The 17,965-nt window shown below is 65.6% G+C and carries 16 protein-coding genes and 1 pseudogene; 13 read left to right on the forward strand and 4 right to left on the reverse strand.

Annotation, left to right across the window (positions count from 1 at the left end; translation table 11 throughout):
* Positions 1-56: 56 nt before the first annotated feature.
* Complete coding sequence (locus C167_RS0126490) at positions 57-1,253, forward strand: HDOD domain-containing protein (protein ID WP_017521343.1); 1,197 nt, start codon at positions 57-59, stop codon at positions 1,251-1,253.
* 4 nt (positions 1,254-1,257) lie between these two features.
* On the opposite strand, the gene C167_RS0126495 is transcribed toward C167_RS0126490, so the two are convergent.
* Complete coding sequence (locus C167_RS0126495) at positions 1,258-1,968, reverse strand: hypothetical protein (protein WP_017521344.1); 711 nt, start codon at positions 1,966-1,968, stop codon at positions 1,258-1,260.
* 12 nt (positions 1,969-1,980) lie between these two features.
* Positions 1,981-3,375, reverse strand: a complete 1,395-nt coding sequence (gene argH, locus C167_RS0126500; RefSeq protein ID WP_017521345.1) for an argininosuccinate lyase — start codon at positions 3,373-3,375, stop codon at positions 1,981-1,983.
* 234 nt (positions 3,376-3,609) lie between these two features.
* On the opposite strand from argH, the gene C167_RS0126505 reads away from it, so the two are divergent.
* The 6 genes from C167_RS0126505 to C167_RS0126530 all read left to right on the forward strand — a co-directional run bounded on the left by C167_RS0126505 (position 3,610) and on the right by C167_RS0126530 (position 9,607).
* Positions 3,610-4,680 (forward strand): sensor histidine kinase, encoded by a 1,071-nt coding sequence (locus tag C167_RS0126505; RefSeq protein ID WP_017521346.1) that lies wholly within the window; start codon positions 3,610-3,612, stop codon positions 4,678-4,680.
* A 4-nt stretch (positions 4,681-4,684) separates the two neighbouring features.
* Positions 4,685-5,431, forward strand: a complete 747-nt coding sequence (gene algR, locus C167_RS0126510) for an alginate biosynthesis regulator AlgR (protein ID WP_017521347.1) — start codon at positions 4,685-4,687, stop codon at positions 5,429-5,431.
* Positions 5,432-5,544: 113 nt separating this feature from the next.
* Positions 5,545-6,483 carry a hydroxymethylbilane synthase gene (hemC, locus tag C167_RS0126515; protein WP_017521348.1) on the forward strand — a complete coding sequence of 313 codons (939 nt, stop codon included), beginning with the start codon at positions 5,545-5,547 and terminating at the stop codon, positions 6,481-6,483.
* Entirely contained in the window at positions 6,480-7,238 is a 759-nt protein-coding gene (locus C167_RS0126520) for a uroporphyrinogen-III synthase (RefSeq protein WP_017521349.1), read from the forward strand. The genes hemC and C167_RS0126520 overlap by 4 nt, the downstream gene beginning before the upstream one ends.
* A 27-nt stretch (positions 7,239-7,265) precedes the next feature.
* Complete coding sequence (locus C167_RS0126525) at positions 7,266-8,378, forward strand: uroporphyrinogen-III C-methyltransferase (RefSeq protein WP_017521350.1); 1,113 nt, start codon at positions 7,266-7,268, stop codon at positions 8,376-8,378.
* On the forward strand, positions 8,375-9,607 hold the full coding sequence (locus C167_RS0126530; RefSeq protein ID WP_017521351.1) for a heme biosynthesis HemY N-terminal domain-containing protein: 1,233 nt from the start codon (positions 8,375-8,377) through the stop codon (positions 9,605-9,607). The genes C167_RS0126525 and C167_RS0126530 overlap by 4 nt, the downstream gene beginning before the upstream one ends.
* A 48-nt stretch (positions 9,608-9,655) precedes the next feature.
* Here C167_RS0126530 and C167_RS0126535 read toward each other — a convergent pair whose 3' ends face one another.
* Positions 9,656-10,741: a PQQ-dependent sugar dehydrogenase gene (locus C167_RS0126535; RefSeq protein WP_026079300.1), complete on the reverse strand. Its 1,086-nt coding sequence runs from the start codon at positions 10,739-10,741 to the stop codon at positions 9,656-9,658.
* Between the two features lie 116 nt (positions 10,742-10,857).
* On the opposite strand from C167_RS0126535, the gene C167_RS0126540 reads away from it, so the two are divergent.
* The 3 genes and pseudogenes from C167_RS0126540 to C167_RS0126555 form a co-directional block, all read left to right on the forward strand.
* Positions 10,858-11,343, forward strand: coding sequence for a disulfide bond formation protein B (locus C167_RS0126540; protein WP_017521353.1), 486 nt, complete (start codon positions 10,858-10,860; stop codon positions 11,341-11,343).
* A 257-nt stretch (positions 11,344-11,600) separates the two neighbouring features.
* Positions 11,601-12,068, forward strand: a complete 468-nt coding sequence (locus C167_RS0126545; protein ID WP_017521354.1) for an Rsd/AlgQ family anti-sigma factor — start codon at positions 11,601-11,603, stop codon at positions 12,066-12,068.
* Between the two features lie 663 nt (positions 12,069-12,731).
* A pseudogene (locus tag C167_RS0126555) lies at positions 12,732-13,802 on the forward strand (AlgP family protein); the annotation flags it as partial.
* Between the two features lie 342 nt (positions 13,803-14,144).
* On the opposite strand, the gene C167_RS0126560 reads toward C167_RS0126555, so the two are convergent.
* A complete protein-coding gene (locus C167_RS0126560) occupies positions 14,145-14,609 on the reverse strand; it encodes a TIGR02444 family protein (RefSeq protein WP_017521356.1) in 465 nt (154 codons plus the stop codon).
* 47 nt (positions 14,610-14,656) lie between these two features.
* Between C167_RS0126560 and C167_RS0126565 the strand changes: the two genes are divergently transcribed.
* From C167_RS0126565 to C167_RS0126575, 3 genes are read left to right on the forward strand one after another with little or no spacing between them, the layout of a single operon-like run.
* Positions 14,657-16,567, forward strand: a complete 1,911-nt coding sequence (locus C167_RS0126565) for an ATP-binding cassette domain-containing protein (protein ID WP_026079302.1) — start codon at positions 14,657-14,659, stop codon at positions 16,565-16,567.
* Positions 16,567-17,130 carry a mechanosensitive ion channel family protein gene (locus tag C167_RS0126570; protein ID WP_017521358.1) on the forward strand — a complete coding sequence of 188 codons (564 nt, stop codon included), beginning with the start codon at positions 16,567-16,569 and terminating at the stop codon, positions 17,128-17,130. Before C167_RS0126565 ends, C167_RS0126570 begins: the two co-directional genes overlap by 1 nt.
* Positions 17,131-17,145: 15 nt before the next feature.
* Positions 17,146-17,904: a TerC family protein gene (locus tag C167_RS0126575; protein WP_026079303.1), complete on the forward strand. Its 759-nt coding sequence runs from the start codon at positions 17,146-17,148 to the stop codon at positions 17,902-17,904.
* Positions 17,905-17,965 lie beyond the last annotated feature (61 nt).

Raw genomic sequence — 17,965 nt, forward strand, 5'->3', positions numbered from 1 at the left:
CTCTGGATCGGTTGTTTCCGCCCGCGACGGCATACGTCCCGAGCGAGGTGTGATTCATGAGCGTTTCTCCCGGCGTGCTGGTCGCGGCCAGCGACCCCTGGAGCCGCGAGCTGCTCGGCCAACTGGTGCTGAGCGTGCGCTGCGACGCGAACGTCGAGTACTGCGAAGACGGCGACACGGCCATCGAGGCCTGCCGCCGGTATCCCTTCGCCCTGATCCTGGCCGAACGTGAACTGCCCGGCAGCGACGGGCTGGAATTGCTGCGCCACGTGCGCATGCGCCGCCGCGGGCCAGTGGCACAGCCCTTCATTCTGATCAGTTCCAAGGCCGATGCGGCCAGCGTGCGCGCCGTCGTGCCGCTGGCACCCACGGCGTACCTGGTCAAACCCTTCAACGCTGAGAATTTGCGCGAACGCCTGCGCTCCCTGCTGCTGGCGCCGGGCGAGAATGTCGTCTGCGAGCTGCCAACCCTGGAGGAAAGCCTGTCGCTGGAGCGTTTCCTCCAGGCCGAGCGCGACGCCACCGAGGGCGCGCCGCTGATGGGCGAGGTCGGTGCGGCGGTGAACCGTTGTATGGAGGCCAGCGAGATCAACCTGGAGATGCTCGAGCGGGATTTCGGCCACGACCCGCAGATCACCGCCTGTCTGATCTCCGCTGCCAACAGCGCCGCGCGGCATGTCGGCATGCCCTGCCAGACGCTGATGCAGGCGCTCTCGCGCCTGGGCGTGGCGCAGGCGCTGAACCTGATGCTGGCGGTGGCGCTGCAGCGCGCGGCGACCCTGGAAGACCCGCTGCTCAGGTTGCGCGCCGAACATTTCTGGGAGATGTCTCGCCACACTGCCGATGCGGCCTTCGCCCTTGCCGAATCCCTGGGGGATGACGCTGATCGCTGCTTCACTGCCGGCCTGCTGCATTGCCTGGGCGACCTCGCGTTGCTGCGCAGCCTGCAGGACTGGCACAGCGCCGGTGGCGCGCTGAGCGAGGCGGAAGTGGACAAGACGCTGAAGGACTATGGCGCCGCTTTCGGCTCTGCGCTGCGCACCCGCTGGCGGCTGCCGCTGGAGCTGCGCAATCTGATCGCCGCCGCCTACGCCATTGAAAACGGCGTGTTCAGCCGCGAGGCGCTGATCGTCAATCTCGCCGCAACTGCGGCGCGTCTGCCCGAAGAGGAGCTGCCCAGGCTCAAGGACCACAAGGCCGCGCGCATGCTGCAACTGACGCCTGCGCAGCTGGGCTACCTCGGGCGCACCTGAGTTTTCAGGACGTGTAGTAGTACTTCTTCGCCCAGGCGTAGGGGCGTTGCCTTTCGGCGCACCAGTCCACGAAGCTGCCTTCGGGGTGTGCCGAATAGGCCTGCCAGTCATCCAGCAGGGCCGTGAGCTGTGCGACTTCGTCGGTCTGGCGAGTGAACGGACCGGCGTCGGGTGCCTCGGTGATGAGTCCGGTCGCGAGCGCCAACGCTTCGCGCGCGTCGGCCGGTTCGCCGATGAAAACCCCCTCGTCCAGATGGTGCGTCGCGTAGTCCGCGGCGCCCAGCGCGAAATCGATCAATCGGTAGCGAACAGCGACATCGTCCGGGCCGGTTGCCAGCGCCCGGCGCAGGAGGTCGCCATCATTCTGCAGCAGCCCCAGCCAGCGCAGCGGCGCGTGCGCCGTCGGTTCGCCGTCGATCCAGGATTGCAGTGTCGGGAACAGGAAGCGCACGAGCAGCGGCTGGGCGAGGAACTGGTGGGCTTCTCGGGTCTGGCTGTGCAGCGTGAGTATCTGCAGGCAGAGTTCGCGGGCTGGCTGGGACGCGGGGGCAGGGGCGTTGCGCAGGAATCCTTCGAGGGCGGCAAACGCCTCGCGACGCACACCTCGACTGCGGGCGCGGGCGTAGTCCGCCAGCGCTTGCAGGCCGGGCAGGCTCGCCAGTTCATCGGCGAGCCGTTCCAGTCCTTCGAAGTTGTCCTGGTTCCAGTAGTCCATGAATCGATGCGCTTAGCGCGCGGCCAGCAGTTCCTTGCCACGCAAGACAGCGGCGCGGACCTGATTCGGTGCGGTGCCGCCGATGTGGTCGCGGGCGTTCACCGAGCCTTCCAGGGTCAGCACGGCGAACACGTCGTCATCGATCTGGTCGCTGAACTGGCGCAGTTCATCCAGGCTCATCTCGGCCAGGTCCTTGCCGCTGTCAACACCATACTTCACGGCGTGGCCGACGATTTCGTGGCAGTCGCGGAACGGCAGGCCACGGCGTACCAGGTAGTCGGCGAGGTCGGTGGCGGTGGAGAAGCCCCGACGGGCCGCTTCGCGCATGATCTCGCGCTTGGGCTTGATTGCCGGAACCATGTCGGCGAAGGCACGCAGGCTGTCGCGCAAGGTGTCGGCAGCGTCGAACAGTGGCTCCTTGTCTTCCTGGTTGTCCTTGTTGTAGGCCAGCGGCTGGCCCTTCATCAGGGTCAGCAGGCCGGCGAGGTGGCCAAATACGCGGCCGGACTTGCCGCGCACCAGCTCCGGGACGTCCGGGTTCTTCTTCTGCGGCATGATCGAGGAACCGGTGCAGAAACGGTCGGGCAGATCGATGAACTGGAACTGGGCACTGGTCCAGAGCACCAGCTCTTCGGAGAAGCGCGACAGGTGCATCATCGCCACGGCGGCGGCTGCGCAGAATTCGATGGCGAAGTCACGGTCGGAGACGCCATCCAGCGAGTTGCCGGAGATCGCTTCGAATCCCAGCAGTTCGCAGGTGATGGTCCGGTCGATCGGGTAGGTGGTACCGGCCAGCGCGGCGCTGCCCAGGGGCATGCGGTTGGCGCGCTTGCGGCAGTCCACCAGGCGCTCGTAGTCGCGGCTGAGCATTTCGAACCAGGCCAGCAGATGGTGCCCGAAGGTCACCGGCTGCGCGGTCTGCAGGTGGGTGAAGCCGGGCATGATGGTGTCCGCTTCGGCTTCCGCCAGGCCCAGCAGGCCCTGCTGCAGGCGGGTGATCTCGGCCAGGATCAGGTCGATCTCGTCGCGCAGCCACAGGCGGATGTCGGTGGCCACCTGGTCGTTGCGCGAGCGGCCGGTGTGCAGCTTCTTGCCGGTGACGCCGATGCGGTCGGTCAGGCGCGCCTCGATGTTCATGTGCACGTCTTCCAGGTCGACGCGCCAGTCGAAGGTGCCGGCCTCGATCTCGCTCTGGATCTGCTTGAGGCCGTCGATGATGGTGTCGCGCTCGCTGTCCGTCAGCACGCCGACCCTGGCCAGCATGGTGGCGTGGGCCATGGAGCCCATGATGTCGTGGCGGTAGAGGCGCTTGTCGAAGTCGACGGAAGCGGTGAAACGGGCGACAAAGGCATCGACGGGCTCGCTGAAGCGGCCGCCCCAGGACTGGTTGGTCTTCTCTACGCTCATGACTCTCTCTCGCTGAAACGGGCAGGCGCGGCGCGCGGCCTGCAGGAAGGGCAAAGTGCGACGATAATAGCAGGCTGCAGGGCAAAACCGGCGGCGCATTGGCGGGTTGGGACCGGGGAGCGGCGGGTCGATTGTCGCGGCTGACCCAGCCGATCATTGCGCTGGCCGACAATTCCAGCCTTTTGCCATCACGCGGCGCTTGCCGCCAGGCAGGCGCTTACGGAAACTGCGTCGATGTCCAGACTGACGAAGACCGGCGACCAGCCGGCGACCAACGAAGACTTCTTCATTCCCGAACTCTGCCAGCCCGAGGCGCTGTTCAGCCTGGTGCTGCTGGCCGAGCTGCTGGTGCTCGTGCTGGTGCTTGCCGAGCCGATGACGCCCAGCTTCAACTGGGTACGCCTGGCGCTGTCGTCGCTGTTCGTGCAGTGGATCGTGCTGCTCTCGGCCGGTTTGCTCTGTCAGCTACGCCCGCTGATGGCGCGCTGGCCTGCGTGGTTTTCGGGCGTGCTCAGTTGTGCGCTGGTGATCCTGCTGACCCTGGCCTGCACCTGGGTGGCGGATTATTTCTCTCTCGGCGGGCCGATGTCGCGAACCGGCGAGGTCAACCTGTACCTGCGGCATGCGTTGATTGCGCTCATCATGTCCACGCTGTTGCTACGCTACTTTTATCTCCAGAGCCAATGGCGACGGCAGGAGCAGGCTGAGCTGCGGGCACGGATCGAATCGCTGCAGGCGCGTATCCGTCCGCACTTCCTGTTCAACAGCCTGAACAGCATCGCCAGCCTGATCGAGATCGACCCGGGCAAGGCCGAGTTGGCGGTGTTGAATCTTTCGGACCTTTTCCGCGCCAGCCTGGCCAAACCTGGAACATTAATTTCCTGGGGGGAGGAACTTGAGCTGGCCAGACGCTATCTTTCCATTGAGCAGTTCCGTCTTGGCGACCGGTTGCAGATGGACTGGCAAGTGAACGGCGTACCCGATGGGGTGCCGATTCCACAGCTGACGCTGCAGCCGCTGCTCGAAAACTCACTGATTTATGGCATCCAGCCGCGCATCGAAGGCGGTCTGGTGAAAGTTGAGGCGGACTACCGTGACGGTGTGTTCCAGCTCTGCGTGAGCAACCCTTACGACGAATCGACCGAGACGCTGCCCAAGAAGGGGACCAGGCAGGCCCTGCAAAATATTGCAGCGCGACTTGCGGCACTTTTCGGGCCAAAAGCTAGTCTCACCGTCGAACGCCGTGACGGACGGCACTTCACCTGTCTACGCTATCCATGTGCGCGTCTCATGCAGGAAGCCTGAGCTTATGAATGTCCTGATCGTCGATGACGAACCCCTGGCGCGAGAGCGCCTGGCCCGGCTGGTGGGGCAACTGGACGGCTATCGCGTCCTCGAGCCATCCGCCAGCAATGGCGAAGAAGCGCTGACGCTGATCGACAGCCTGAAGCCGGATATCGTCCTGCTGGATATCCGCATGCCCGGCCTGGACGGGCTTCAGGTGGCCGCCAAGCTGTGCGAGCGCGAAGCCCCGCCCGCGGTGATCTTCTGCACCGCCCATGATGAATTCGCCCTGGAGGCGTTCCAGGTCAGTGCGGTCGGCTACCTGGTCAAACCGGTCCGCAGCGAGGACCTGGCCGACGCCCTGAAGAAAGCCTCGCGGCCCAACCGCGTGCAGCTCGCGGCGCTGACCAAGCCTCCAGCCGCTGGCGGCCCCGGCCCTCGCAGCCATATCAGCGCGCGGACCCGCAAGGGTATCGAGCTGATTCCCCTGGAGGACGTGATCTTCTTCATAGCCGACCACAAGTACGTGACCCTGCGCCACGCGGGCGGTGAAGTGCTGCTGGACGAGCCGCTGAAGGCGCTGGAAGACGAGTTCGGTGATCGCTTCGTGCGTATCCACCGCAACGCGCTGGTCTCCCGCGAGCGCATCGAGCGCCTGCAGCGCACGCCGCTGGGGCACTTCCAGCTCTACCTGAAAGGCCTCAACGGCGATGCGCTGACCGTCAGCCGCCGCCATGTCGCGGGCGTGCGGCGACTCATGCATAACCTGTAGCGACACAGTGCCGCAGCGCCTGAAGCCCGGGGGGCGGCCCCTGGGCTTTTCGTTTGCCTGAGCTGTTATCATGCGGGCACTTTCTTGCACGCTTCCTTTGCCTGGAAATGCCCATGTCTCGCGAAATCCGTATCGCCACGCGCCAGAGCGCCCTGGCACTCTGGCAGGCCGAATACGTCAAGGCCCGCCTGGAAGAGGCCCACCACGGCCTGACCGTGACCCTCCTGCCGATGACCAGCCGCGGCGACAAGCTGCTGGACGCGCCGCTGGCGAAAATCGGCGGCAAGGGGCTGTTCGTCAAGGAGCTGGAAACCGCCCTGCTGGAGAACGAAGCGGACATCGCCGTGCACTCCATGAAGGACGTGCCGATGGACTTCCCCGAAGGCCTGGGCCTGTACTGCATCTGCGAACGTGAAGACCCGCGCGACGCCTTCGTCTCCAACACCTACGCGAGCCTCGACGACCTGCCCGCCGGCAGCGTGGTCGGTACCTCGAGCCTGCGCCGCCAGGCCCAGCTGCTGGCCAGTCGTCCCGACCTGCAGATCCGCTTCCTGCGCGGCAACGTCAACACCCGTCTGGCCAAGCTCGATGCCGGCGAGTATGACGCGATCATTCTCGCCGCCGCCGGCCTGATCCGCCTTGGCTTCGAAGACCGCATCCGCTCCTCCATCAGCGTCGAAGCCAGCCTGCCGGCAGGCGGGCAGGGCGCGGTGGGCATCGAGTGTCGTACCGCCGATGCGGAAATCCACGCCCTGCTGCAACCGCTGCATCACCGTGAGACCGCCCTGCGGGTGACCGCCGAACGCGCGCTGAACAAGCGCCTGAATGGCGGCTGTCAGGTGCCCATCGCCTGCTACGCCATCCTCGAAGGCGATGAGCTGTGGTTGCGTGGCCTGGTCGGCCAGCCCGACGGCACCGAACTGCTGCGCGCCGAAGCCCGTGCGCCGTTTGCCGAAGCCCAAGCCCTGGGCGTGAAGGTCGCCGAAGACCTGCTGGGACAGGGCGCCCGGGAAATCCTCGACGCGGTCTACGGCGAGGCCGGCCACCCGTGAGCCGCTGGCGGCTGCTGCTGACCCGTCCCGAAGAGGATTGCGCGGCGCTCGCCGTCACCCTCGCCGAACACGGAATCCACGGCGACTGCTTGCCTTTGCTGGCGATCACGCCGCGCGAAGAGACACCCGTCGAGCGCAGCCTGATTCTTGACCTGGACCGCTACTGCGCGGTTATCGTGGTCAGCAAGCCCGCGGCGCGCCTGGGTCTGGAGCGGGTCGACCGCTACTGGCCGCAAGCACCGCTGACCCAGCGCTGGTTCACTGTCGGCGCCGCCACGGCGGCTATCCTCGAAGACTACGGTCTGGATGTGGTCTGCCCGCAGGACGGCGACGACAGCGAGGCCCTGCTGGCCCTGCCCGAGTTCGCGCAGGCCCTGCAGGTGCATGATCCGAAGGTGCTGATCATGCGCGGCGAGAGTGGCCGAGAATTCCTCGCCGAGCGCCTGCGCGGCCAAGGCGTGGCGGTCGACTATCTGGAACTCTACCGGCGCGAAATGCCGGCTTATCCCCGGGGCGAATTGCTGCGGCGAATCCAGGGGGAGCGTTTGAACGCCATCGCGGTCAGTAGTGGGCAGGGGCTGGAGCACCTGCGTCAGCTGGCGGCGGAGGATTGGCCGCAAGTGAGCGTCATGCCGTTGTTCGTGCCCAGCCCGCGAGTGGCAGAGCAGGCGCGGGAGATGGGCGCGCTGCAAGTAATCGATTGCCGTGGCGCCAGCCCAGCGGCATTAATGGAAGCGTTGAGAAGCGCCGACTAGAACAATTTTCGAGCGAAGGATGGATCTGTGAGCGAAGCCGTCACTCCCCAAGAGACTTCACCAACATCGTCCAGTCCGGCCGCAGCGCCGGCCCCGCGCAAGGGCGGCACGGGCATCGCCCTGCTGGCCCTGCTGGTCGGCGCCGCCGGCCTCGCCGCCGGTGGCTGGGGTGTCTGGCAGGTCCAGCAACTCAAGGGCGCCGAGCAGCAACGCGCCGCGCAGCTGGAAGACGCCCGCGCGCAGGCGCAGGCCGTCCAGAGCGCCAATGCGGCGTTGGACAAGCGTCTGGATAGCCTGCCCAACCCCGATGAACTCGAAGCCCGCCGTCGCCTGGTGGTTGAACTGCAGGGCGACCAGCAGCAACTCGCCAAGCAGGTCAAGCAGGTGCTGGGGCAGGGCCGCCAGCAGTGGCGGCTGGCTGAGTCCGAGCACCTGCTGCGCCTGGCAGCGCTGCGTCTCTCCGCACTGCAGGATATCGACAGCGCCACCGAGTTGGTCCAGGGCGCGGACGACATCCTCCGCGTGACCAATGATCCGGGCGCCTTTGCCGCGCGCGCGCAACTGGCCAAGAGCCTCGAAGCGCTGCGTGCGCTGCCGCGTCCCGACCGCACCGGATTGTTCCTGCAATTGGGCGCGCTGCGTGACCAGGCGGCCCAGCTGCAACCGCTGAATCCCGCCTTCAAGCCCTCTGACACGACCACTGGGCCGAACACCGCCTGGAGCGACGGCAACGATCGCTGGAGCGAGTGGTGGGATCGTGTCTCGCAATACGTGCGCATCGACTTCAACGCAGGCCAGGATATTCGTCCGCTGCTTTCCGGTCAGCAGCTGGATCGCGTCCGTCTCGCCCTGAGCCTCGCCCTGGAACAGGCGCAATGGGCCGCGCTGAATGGCAAGCAGGACGTCTACCAGCAGGCCTTGAAGCAGGCCAAACAGATTGTCGGCGATTTCTTCAACGCCGACCTCGCCGACAGCCGCGCGCTGGTTGCGCGCCTGGATGAACTCAGTGGCCAGGCGGTCAGCGTGCAGACGCCGGACCTCGGCCCGGCCCTGAGCTCGCTGCAGGCCTACCTGTCGCGCCGCGAGAACGCGGTGCAGCAGCAGGAGGCGGTGGCGCCGGACGCGGGGATCCAGCCATGAGCCGCGTCTATGTCCTGGTCCTCGCCGTGATCCTGGCGGCCACGCTGGTCGGCCTGGCTGTGGCCGAGCAATCCGGCTACGTGCTGATCGCCTACAAGAGCTTCCGCTACGAATCCAGCCTGTGGACCTTCCTCGCGCTCCTGGCGCTGCTCTGGGTGATCTACCTCGCCGTGCGCCTGGTCCTGCGCCTGCTGGGGGTCTCCGGCCGTGTCGTCAACCCCTGGTCGCGCTTCAACCGTCGTCGCCGCTCGCAACTGGCTGAGGAACACGGCCAGCGCGACCTCGCCGAGGGCCATTGGGCGCAGGCGCTGCGTCACCTGCGCCGCGCTGCCGAGTTGAGCGACCGTCCGCTGCCGCATTACCTGGGTGCCGCCCGCGCGGCCAACGAACTGGGCAAGACCGAGGAATGTGACGAGCTGCTGGACCGCGCCCAGGAGCGCGAGCCCGGCGCCGAACTAGCGGTCGGCCTGACCCGCGCCCAGTTGTTGATCAACCGTGGCGACTTCAGTCACGCCCGCGTGGTGCTGGACCAGTTGCACCAGGACCACCCGCGGCATCCGACCGTGCTGCGCCTGCTCCAGCAGCTCTATGTCAGCCTCCACGAATGGCAGGCGCTATGCGTGCTGTTGCCCGAGCTGCGCAAGGAGCGCGTGCTGCAGAACGCCGAACTGGCGGACCTGGAGCGCCGCACCTGGATGGCCGCGCTGGGCGAGGCGGGCGAGCAGGGTATCGGCCAGGGCGAAAGCAGCCTGCAACCGCTGACCCAGCGTTGGCAGAACGTGCCTTCCAATCTTCGCGCACAGCCGCCGCTGGTAGCCGCCTATGCCGAGCAACTGCTGCGCCTGGGGGCGCCGGAAGAAGCCGAGGAGGTGCTGCGCAAGGCCCTCAAGGAAGGCTACGACAGCCGCCTGGTGCATCTCTATGGCCGTGCCCGAGGCCGCGATGCCGCGCACCAGTTGAAAACTGCCGAAGGTTGGCTGAAGCAGCATGGCGAAGATCCCGAACTGCTGCTCACCCTCGGTCGCCTGAGCCTGCAGAACAAGCTGTGGGGCAAGGCGCGCGAGTACCTGGAAGCCAGCCTGGCCCGCCAGCGCAGTGCTGAAACCTGTGCCGAACTGGCACGCCTGCTGGCGCAGCTGGGCGAAGTGGAGCGCAGTAACCAGTTGTTCCAGGAAGGCCTTGGACTGCTCGCGCCGCCGGTATCGCTACCGGTCGCCGTGCGCGCCTGACCTGCGTCGGCGGAAGTGAAACGGCGCCCTCGGGCGCCGTTCTCGTTTTCAGGGGTTGCCGTAGTGAATGCGGTAGATCGCGCCGTTCTGGTCATCGCTGACCAATAGCGAGCCGTCTGGCGCCACCAGTACATCCGCCGGCCGCCCCAGCACCTCGCCGCTCTTGTCGAGCCAGCCTTCGGCGAACACGCTCTGGCGTTTCAGCGTCCCATCGTCGTTGAGCTCGACGCGCTTTACCCGATAGCCGATCTTCTGCGTCCTATTCCACGATCCGTGTTCGGCAATGAACAGGCTGTTGCGGTATTCGGCGGGGAACTGCTCGCCGGTGTAGAAGCGCAGCCCCAGCGCGGCCACGTGGGGGCCCAGTTTGGCGACTGGCGGAGTGAAGGCGGAGCAGGGTTTCTTACCTTCCTCAGGGTCGGCGATGTCGCCCTGGTGGCAGTCCGGATAGCCGAAGTCCTCGCCCATCCTGCTGACCTTGTTCAGCTCGTCATCGGGCTTGTCGTCGCCGAGCATGTCGCGTCCGTTGTCGGTGAACCACAGCTGCCTGGTCTGCGGGTGCCAGGTGAAGCCGACGGTATTGCGAATGCCGTAGGCGACCACTTGCCGCGCGCTGCCATCGGCGTTCATGCGCTGCAGGTTGGCGTATTGCTCGCGGTCCGGGCGACAGATGTTGCACGGTGCGCCGACCGGTACGTAGAGCTTGTCGTCCGGGCCGAAGGCGATGAATTTCCAACCGTGCGCGGTTTCCTTCGGAAACTGTACCGGCAGTTCTTCGGCCTTTGGCGGTGCGTCGAGGTGCGCTTCGATGTCGCGCAACACGACGATGCGATTGATCGAGGAAACGTACAGATCTCCCTTGTGGAAGGTTACGCCCACGGGTGTCTGCAGACCGCTGGCGAGCCCCTTTATCTGGCCATCGGGCGTCACCGCATAAACCTTGTCGGAAGAGCGGCTGCCCACGAACAGCGTGCCGTTCTCGCCCCAGGCCATGGCGCGGGCGCCTGGCACCTGGTCGGTGAGCAGGCTGATGCCGAAGCCTTCTGGCAGTCGGATCTGGCTGAGATCTACGGCAGCAATTGCTGGTACTGCTGTCAGGGAAAGCAGTGAGCAAAGTAGGAAATGACGACGCATGGCATGGATTCCCGGATGAGTACCATGGCCAGTCTAGACAGGCGCCTTGAACTGATCGGCCTGTTTCCTCTACCGTAGCGGCCTTTCCTGCAACAGCGCTTTTCAGCGGAGCCGCCATGAACCTGGCCAGCCCTCGTTCCCTGTTCTTCCTTGCTTTCCTCGCTTGCGTCGCCATGCTCGGCACCGGCTTCTACCTGCAGTACATGGTCGGCCTGGAACCTTGCCCGCTGTGCATCCTGCAGCGCATCTTCTTCGCCGGCTGCGGTCTGTTCTCCCTGATCGCTGCGCTGCACGGTCGTGCGCCGCGCGTGTACTCGGTGCTGATCCTGCTCAGCGCCCTGGCTGGCGCCGGCACCGCGGGCCGCCAGGTATGGCTGCAGACCCTGCCGCCGGACCAGTTGCCGTCCTGCCTGCCGCCGCTGGAATACATGATGGAAAGCATGCCCTATGCCGACATCATCTGGACCATGTTCCACGGTTCGGCCGATTGCGCCGAGGTGTCCTGGACCCTGCTCGGCCTGAGCATTCCGGAGTGGAGTCTGCTGGCCTTCATCGGCTTCGCCCTGTTCGCCATCGTGCAGTTCTTCCGCCGCCGCGGCTGAGCGTCGCATCTCACTTCGCCATGGCCTGCGCCTCATCGGCGCAGGCCAGAGGCGTCGCGGTCTATCGATTAAACGCTCGTATGAATTTTCCCGATGCCTGTGTCTTGAAGGCGTTAACGGGCGGGCATACTCTGGTTTTCCACTCCGTCGGAAAGCCGCCGCCGAACAAGGTTCATACATCGCGGACGTCGAGATTCGACAGAATATTGTCCCGGGGCGGACTTTGCCGGGACGGCGAAAAGGGAAGTGAGGACAACATGCTCGAGAGCTGCCGTAATGCCCAGGAACGTTGGGGAGGCGTACACCAGCTGATCGACCGCTGGTTGCGGGATCGACATGAATTGGTCCGGGCATTCGACTCCCTGGACGGTGTCCAGGCGCCGAAGACCAACGCCGAAAATCTCCAGAACTTCTGCCAGCTCCTGCTCGACTACGTGTCGGCGGGTCACTTCGAAGTCTACGAACAGCTGATGAACGAGGCGCAGGCCTTCGGCGATACGCGCGGCCTGGAACTGGCCAAGCAGATCTACCCGCGGCTGGAGACCATCACCGCCAACGCGCTTAACTTCAATGATCGCTGCGACAATGGTGATTGCCGCGAAGGCACTTGCCTGACCAGCGAGCTGAAGACCCTGCGTCAGCAACTGCACGAACGTTTCGAGCTGGAAGACTGCCTGATCGAAGTGCTGCACAACTCGCACGAGCAGAAAGCCGTCACGGCCTGATCGTCGAGTTGCCCGATGGCGGCGCGAGCGCTTGAAGCACTCGCGCCGTTTTCGTTTCTGGAGTCCCTGCCGTTCATGCCGATCGCGGACGAAGTCCGCTCCTGCCCAAGGTTCGATCTCGTGTGGGGGCGACTCTGTTCACGAGGTTTCGAGCCGCGCATTCTGAGCACGCCATGCCAAGAAACTCGCGCCGTTCGGCAGCTTGCCTCTGTGCTCCCGCGGACTTTTTTGCGCGATGAATCGTTGCTGAAAATCGACGGCAACGGTGGATTTGGGCGCTTGCTCGCCAGAGCATTTCACCCTGTGGTCATCGCGAATCTCGAGACGTGTTGGTGCGCCGCGAGAGCTCTCCATTCCGCCTTCTAAGGTACGGCTGCGTGCTGCATGAAAGGCTCTGCGGCGGGCTTTTCCGGGGTGTCCGGGAAAAATATTTTTCGGTGTCAAACACGCGCGCCACGGGCGTTTGCGCCGCCAGGCCGGTTGCGGCAACGGAACCAAGTACGCAGGGCGGCGTCATTGAGTGAGTGAAAAAACGCGCCTTCGCGCACTGTTGAAAAGCTCTGAAGCCACTGTCTGCTGCGGCCTGCAGCACAATAGGGACATTGGCGAGAGGCCATCAGCGGGGCTAGTATGGGCGCAACCACGTCCGCCAGGAGGCACGTCATGTCGGCCAACAAGAAACCTGTCACTACCCCTCTGCACCTGCTGCACCAGTTGTCCAACAGTCTGATCGAACACCTCGAAGGTGCCTGCAAGCAGGCGCTCGTCGATTCCGAAAAGCTGCTCGCCAAGCTCGAGAAACAACGTGGCAAGGCTCAGGAGAAGCTGCACACCGCACGCACCAAGCTGCAGGACGCAACCAAGGCCGGCAAGGCGAAGGCGCAGGCCAAGGCGAAGTCGAGCATCGCTGAGCTCGACGGCGTGCTGGATGTTCTGAAGACCCGCCAGACTGAAACCCGTGCCTACATTGCCAACCTCAAGCGCGATGTGCAGGAGAGCCTGAAGCTCGCCCAGGGCGTGACCAAGGTGAAGGAAGCCGCTGGCAAATCGCTCGCTACTCGCAAGACGGCTGCTGCCGCTGCCAAACCGGTTGCCAAGGTTGCCGCCAAGCCCGCCGCGAAAGCTGCTGCCAAGCCTGCTGCGACGCCGGCCGCCAAGGTTGCCGCTGCCAAGCCCGCTGCCGCTAAACCGGCCGCCAAGCCTGCTGTGAAAGCCGCTGCCAAACCGGCCGCCAAGCCTGCTGCCAAGGCCGCTGCCAAACCGGCCGCCAGGACTGCCGCTGCCAAGCCCGCCGCCAAACCGGCTGCCAAGCCTGCTGCGAAAGCTGCCGCCAAACCGGCCGCCAAGCCTGCTGCGAAAGCTGCCGCCAAACCGGCTGCCAAGCCTGCTGCGAAAGCTGCTGCCAAACCGGCCGCCAAGCCTGCTGCGAAAGCTGCCGCCAAACCGGCTGCCAAGCCTGCTGCGAAAGCTGCTGCCAAACCGGCCGCCAAGCCTGCTGCGAAAGCTGCCGCCAAACCGGCTGCCAAGCCTGCTGCGAAAGCTGCTGCCAAACCGGCCGCCAAGCCTGCTGCGAAAGCTGCCGCCAAACCGGCTGCCAAGCCTGCTGCGAAAGCTGCTGCCAAACCGGCTGCCAAGCCTGCTGCGAAAGCCGCTGCCAAACCGGCCGCCAAGCCTGCTGCCAAACCGGCCGCGAAGACCGCTGCCGCCAAACCCGCGGCGACTAAGCCCGCTGCGAAAGCCGCTGCTAAACCGGCCGCCAAACCCGCAGCGAAGCCTGCCACCGCTGCCGCCAAACCGGCTGCCAAGTCTGCTGCGAAGCCCGCTGCCGCTGCCAAAACGGCTGCCAAGCCCGCCGCGAAACCGGCTGCCAAACCGGCGGTGAAAGCCGCTGCCAAGCCGGCCGCAAAACCTGCCGCCAAGCCTGCCGCCGCTGCCAAACCCGCTGCTCCGGCTGCTCCGGCTGCCCCGAGCGCACCGACTGCCCAGTCGAGCACTCCGGCTGCTCCCCCGGTTGCCAGTGCCACTCCGGCCCCGGCTGCTCCGGCCAGCAGCACCTCCTCCAGCGCTTCCTAAGGCTCAGGAGAGGCTCGCCGCGGTGCGCAGGGTTTCCCGCGCATCGCGGCGCAAGCCGCATGCCCCGTCAGGCACGGCCTCCAGCCAGCGCGCCAGATCCTTTGCTTCATCCCGTGGCCAGTCCTTCGCCACCGTCTCCAGCCTCCCCAGCAACACCTTTTCCGCTTCCAGTTCGAGCTGCTTGATCCGTTCGCGCAGTGACGCCAGCTCCGCATCCTGCTTCGCCGATTCTCGCCAGCGTTGACGCACAGAACGCAACGGCACGACCACCTCTTCGCGCCATCCCCGCGCCGTGCTTTCCAGCTCGCTCATTCGCGACGCCGCGAAGGCTACGCCGGTGTTGCCCAGCCATGCCGATGCGAGCAGCAGGCAGACATCCGCACCGCCTTCCTGCAGGGCCAGGCAAGCTGCCTCAACCCCAGGCCGGGCGTAGAGTTTCAGCGCATACGACCAGACATCATCAGACATAGACCACCCACAGCGATTGCCAGGCGAAGCTGATAAACTCCGCCGCCATGATTCGACTACAAGATCTTACGCTACAGCGTGGCCCCCAGCGTTTGCTGGAAGGTGCCGAACTCACCCTGCACGCCGGACAGAAAGTCGGCCTGATCGGCGCCAACGGCGCCGGCAAGTCGAGCCTGTTCGCCCTGCTGCGCGGCCAACTCGGCCAGGACGCCGGCGACTGCTACCTGCCCGCGGACTGGCGCATCGCGCACATGCGCCAGGAAGTCGATACCCTCGACCGCCTCGCCGTCGACTACGTGCTCGATGGTGACGTGCACCTGCGCAGGATCCAGGCGGACCTCGCCGCGGCCGAAGACGCCCACGACGGTACCGCCCTGGCACGCCTGCACAGCGAGCTGGACAGCGCCGACGGTTATACCGCCGACGCCCGCGCACGCAAGCTGCTGGCGGGCCTCGGCTTCACGTCCGAGCAGATGGATCGTCGCGTCGGCGACTTCTCCGGCGGCTGGCGGATGCGCCTGAACCTGGCGCAGGCGCTGATGTGCCCGTCCGAGCTGCTGCTGCTCGACGAACCGACTAACCACCTCGACCTCGATGCCATTCTCTGGCTGGAAGAGTGGCTCAAGGGCTACCCGGGCACGCTGCTGCTGATCTCCCACGACCGCGATTTCCTCGACGCCGTGGTGGACAACATCGCCCACCTGGAGCAGCGCAAGCTGACCCTGTACCGCGGCGGCTACTCGGCCTTCGAGCGTACCCGCGCCGAACGCTTGGCCCAGCAGCAACAGGCGTACGAGAAGCAGCAGGCGCAGCGCGCGCACATGGAAAAGTACATCGCCCGCTTCCGCGCCCAGGCCACCAAGGCCCGCCAGGCGCAGAGCCGGATCAAGGCGCTGGAACGCCTGGAAGAGCTGGCGCCGGCCCACGTCGACTCGCCGTTCGACTTCAGCTTCCGCGAGTCCGACAAGATTTCCAGCCCGCTGCTGAACCTCTCCGAGGCCCGCCTGGGCTACGGCGACAAGACCGTGTTGGAGAAGGTCAAGCTGCAACTGGTGCCCGGCGCGCGCATCGGCCTGCTCGGCCCCAACGGCGCGGGCAAGTCGACCCTGATCAAGACCCTGTCCGGCGACCTGTCGCTGCTGGCCGGCGAGCTCGCTCGTGGCGAAAACCTCGCCATTGGCTACTTCGCCCAGCATCAGCTCGACTCGCTTGATCCCAAGGCCAGTCCGCTGCTGCACCTGGCGCGCATCGCGCCGGCCGAGCGCGAACAGACCCTGCGCGACTTCCTCGGCGGCTTCGACTTCCGCGGTGATCGTTGCGACGAACCGGTGCTGAATTTCTCCGGTGGCGAGAAGGCGCGTCTGGCCCTGGCACTGATTGCCTGGCAGAAGCCCAACCTGCTGCTGCTCGACGAACCGACCAACCACCTCGACCTGGAAATGCGCCTGGCGCTGACCCTGGCACTGCAGGAGTTCTCCGGCGCCGTGGTGGTGGTATCTCACGATCGTCACTTGCTCAAGAGCACCACCGACGAATTCCTGCTGGTGGCCGATGGGCGCATCCAGGAGTTCGACGGCGACCTGGAGGACTACGCCCGCTGGCTGGTGGACTTCCGCGCGCGGCAGGTGCCGTCGTCGCCCGCAGCTCCCGCTGGCGACAAGACCGACAAGCGCGCCCAGCGCCAGGCTGCCGCTGCCCTGCGCCAGCAGCTCGCTCCGCACAAGCGCGAGGCGGAAAAGCTGGAAAAGGAGCTGAGCAAGGTCCACGAACAGCTGGCCGAGCTCGAACAGCGCCTGGGCGACAGCGCGCTCTACGAGGCCTCGCGCAAGGACGAGCTGCGGGACCTGTTGGCCCGCCAGGCGACCCTGAAGACCCGCGAAAGCGAGCTGGAAGAGTCCTGGCTGATGGCCCTGGAAACCCTCGAAGAGCTGCAGCGCCAGCTCGAGGCCAGTGAGTGATGGATGACGTGAACCTGCTGGTGGCGTGGAGCGAACCGCTGCTGCGTGGCGGGCAGATCATTCTCATCCTGCTGCTGGCCTGGCTGGTGCAGCGCGTCGTGACGCGCGCCATCAGCCGTCTTGGCGAGCGTTATCCGATGCCGCCGGAGTTGCTGCTGCCGCTGCGCGGCGGCCTGCGCTGGCTGATCATGGGGTCGGCGGTGATGCTGGTGCTGGAACGCCTGGGTGTCTCCGCCGATGTGCTGTGGGCCGCGCTGACCGGCTTCGCCGCGGTCGCGGCGGTGGCGTTCTTCGCGATCTGGAGTGTGCTGTCCAACCTGTTCTGCGCCTTGATGATCTTCACCATGGGGCCGTTCCGCCTGGGGGATCGCGTGGAAGTCATCGAGTCCGCCGACAAGCCCGGCGTAAAGGGGCGGGTGATAGCGATCAACCTGCTCTACACCACTCTGGAAGAAGTCAACGAAGACGGCACGCCGGGTGCGCTGCTGCAGGTGCCCAACAACCTGTTTTTCCAGAAGGCCATTCGCCGTTGGCGCGGGCCGAATTTCCCCACCACCCCCTGACGGACGCCTGTCACTATGGAATGGCTTGCTAGCCCTGAGATCTGGGTTGCCTTTTTGACCCTGACTGCCCTGGAAATCGTACTGGGCATCGACAACATCATCTTCATCTCGATCCTGGTCAGCCGCCTGCCGGCCGCCCAGCAACCCAAGGCGCGCTTCTTCGGCCTGGCGCTGGCGATGGGCACGCGGATCCTGCTGCTACTCTCGATCACCTGGGTGATGCGCCTGACCGCCGACCTGTTCACCGTGTTCGACCATGGTATTTCCGGACGCGACCTGATCCTGTTCTTCGGCGGCCTGTTCCTGCTGTTCAAGAGCACCATGGAGATCTACCACAGCCTCGAAGGCGCGGAAGAGGGTGGCCAGCAGGGCGGCAAGTCCCGCGGCTTCATGGGGATCATCATCCAGATCGCGATCATCGACATCGTCTTCTCCCTGGACTCGGTAATCACCGCCGTCGGCCTGGTACAGCACGTGCCGGTGATGGTCGCGGCCATCGTCATCTCGGTCGGCGTGATGATGCTCTCGGCCGGCACCATCAGCGCCTTCATCGAGAAACACCCGTCGCTGAAGATGCTGGCGCTGTCGTTCCTCATCGTGGTCGGCACCGTGCTGATCGCCGAAGCCTTCGAGATCCACGTGCCCAAGGGTTACGTGTACTTCGCCATGGCCTTCTCGCTGGCGGTGGAGGCAATCAACATCCGCCTGCGCGGCGCCCTGGCACGCAAGCGCGGCGAGGAGCCGGTGAAGCTGCGCAAGGATATTCCGAGCTGATCGGTCTGTCGTGAAACACAAAGCCCGGCCCAGTGCCGGGCTTTTGGTTTTTCGTAGGAGC

The organism is Pseudomonas nitroreducens TX1 (genome assembly GCF_000313755.1).
GTDB lineage: Bacteria > Pseudomonadota > Gammaproteobacteria > Pseudomonadales > Pseudomonadaceae > Pseudomonas > Pseudomonas nitroreducens_A.

Excerpts from the sequence above, each read along its gene's own strand:
- C167_RS0126545 (WP_017521354.1), top strand. The coding sequence starts at position 11,601 with ATGCTCGAGAGCTGCCGTAATGCCCAGGAACGTTGGGGAGGCGTACAC.
- algR (WP_017521347.1), top strand. The coding sequence starts at position 4,685 with ATGAATGTCCTGATCGTCGATGACGAACCCCTGGCGCGAGAGCGCCTG.
- C167_RS0126570 (WP_017521358.1), top strand. The coding sequence starts at position 16,567 with ATGGATGACGTGAACCTGCTGGTGGCGTGGAGCGAACCGCTGCTGCGT.
- C167_RS0126505 (WP_017521346.1), top strand. The coding sequence starts at position 3,610 with ATGTCCAGACTGACGAAGACCGGCGACCAGCCGGCGACCAACGAAGAC.
- C167_RS0126490 (WP_017521343.1), top strand. The coding sequence starts at position 57 with ATGAGCGTTTCTCCCGGCGTGCTGGTCGCGGCCAGCGACCCCTGGAGC.
- C167_RS0126560 (WP_017521356.1), bottom strand. The coding sequence starts at position 14,609 with ATGTCTGATGATGTCTGGTCGTATGCGCTGAAACTCTACGCCCGGCCT.
- C167_RS0126565 (WP_026079302.1), top strand. The coding sequence starts at position 14,657 with ATGATTCGACTACAAGATCTTACGCTACAGCGTGGCCCCCAGCGTTTG.
- hemC (WP_017521348.1), top strand. The coding sequence starts at position 5,545 with ATGTCTCGCGAAATCCGTATCGCCACGCGCCAGAGCGCCCTGGCACTC.
- C167_RS0126575 (WP_026079303.1), top strand. The coding sequence starts at position 17,146 with ATGGAATGGCTTGCTAGCCCTGAGATCTGGGTTGCCTTTTTGACCCTG.
- C167_RS0126535 (WP_026079300.1), bottom strand. The coding sequence starts at position 10,741 with ATGCGTCGTCATTTCCTACTTTGCTCACTGCTTTCCCTGACAGCAGTA.
- C167_RS0126530 (WP_017521351.1), top strand. The coding sequence starts at position 8,375 with ATGAGCCGCGTCTATGTCCTGGTCCTCGCCGTGATCCTGGCGGCCACG.
- C167_RS0126495 (WP_017521344.1), bottom strand. The coding sequence starts at position 1,968 with ATGGACTACTGGAACCAGGACAACTTCGAAGGACTGGAACGGCTCGCC.
- argH (WP_017521345.1), bottom strand. The coding sequence starts at position 3,375 with ATGAGCGTAGAGAAGACCAACCAGTCCTGGGGCGGCCGCTTCAGCGAG.
- C167_RS0126540 (WP_017521353.1), top strand. The coding sequence starts at position 10,858 with ATGAACCTGGCCAGCCCTCGTTCCCTGTTCTTCCTTGCTTTCCTCGCT.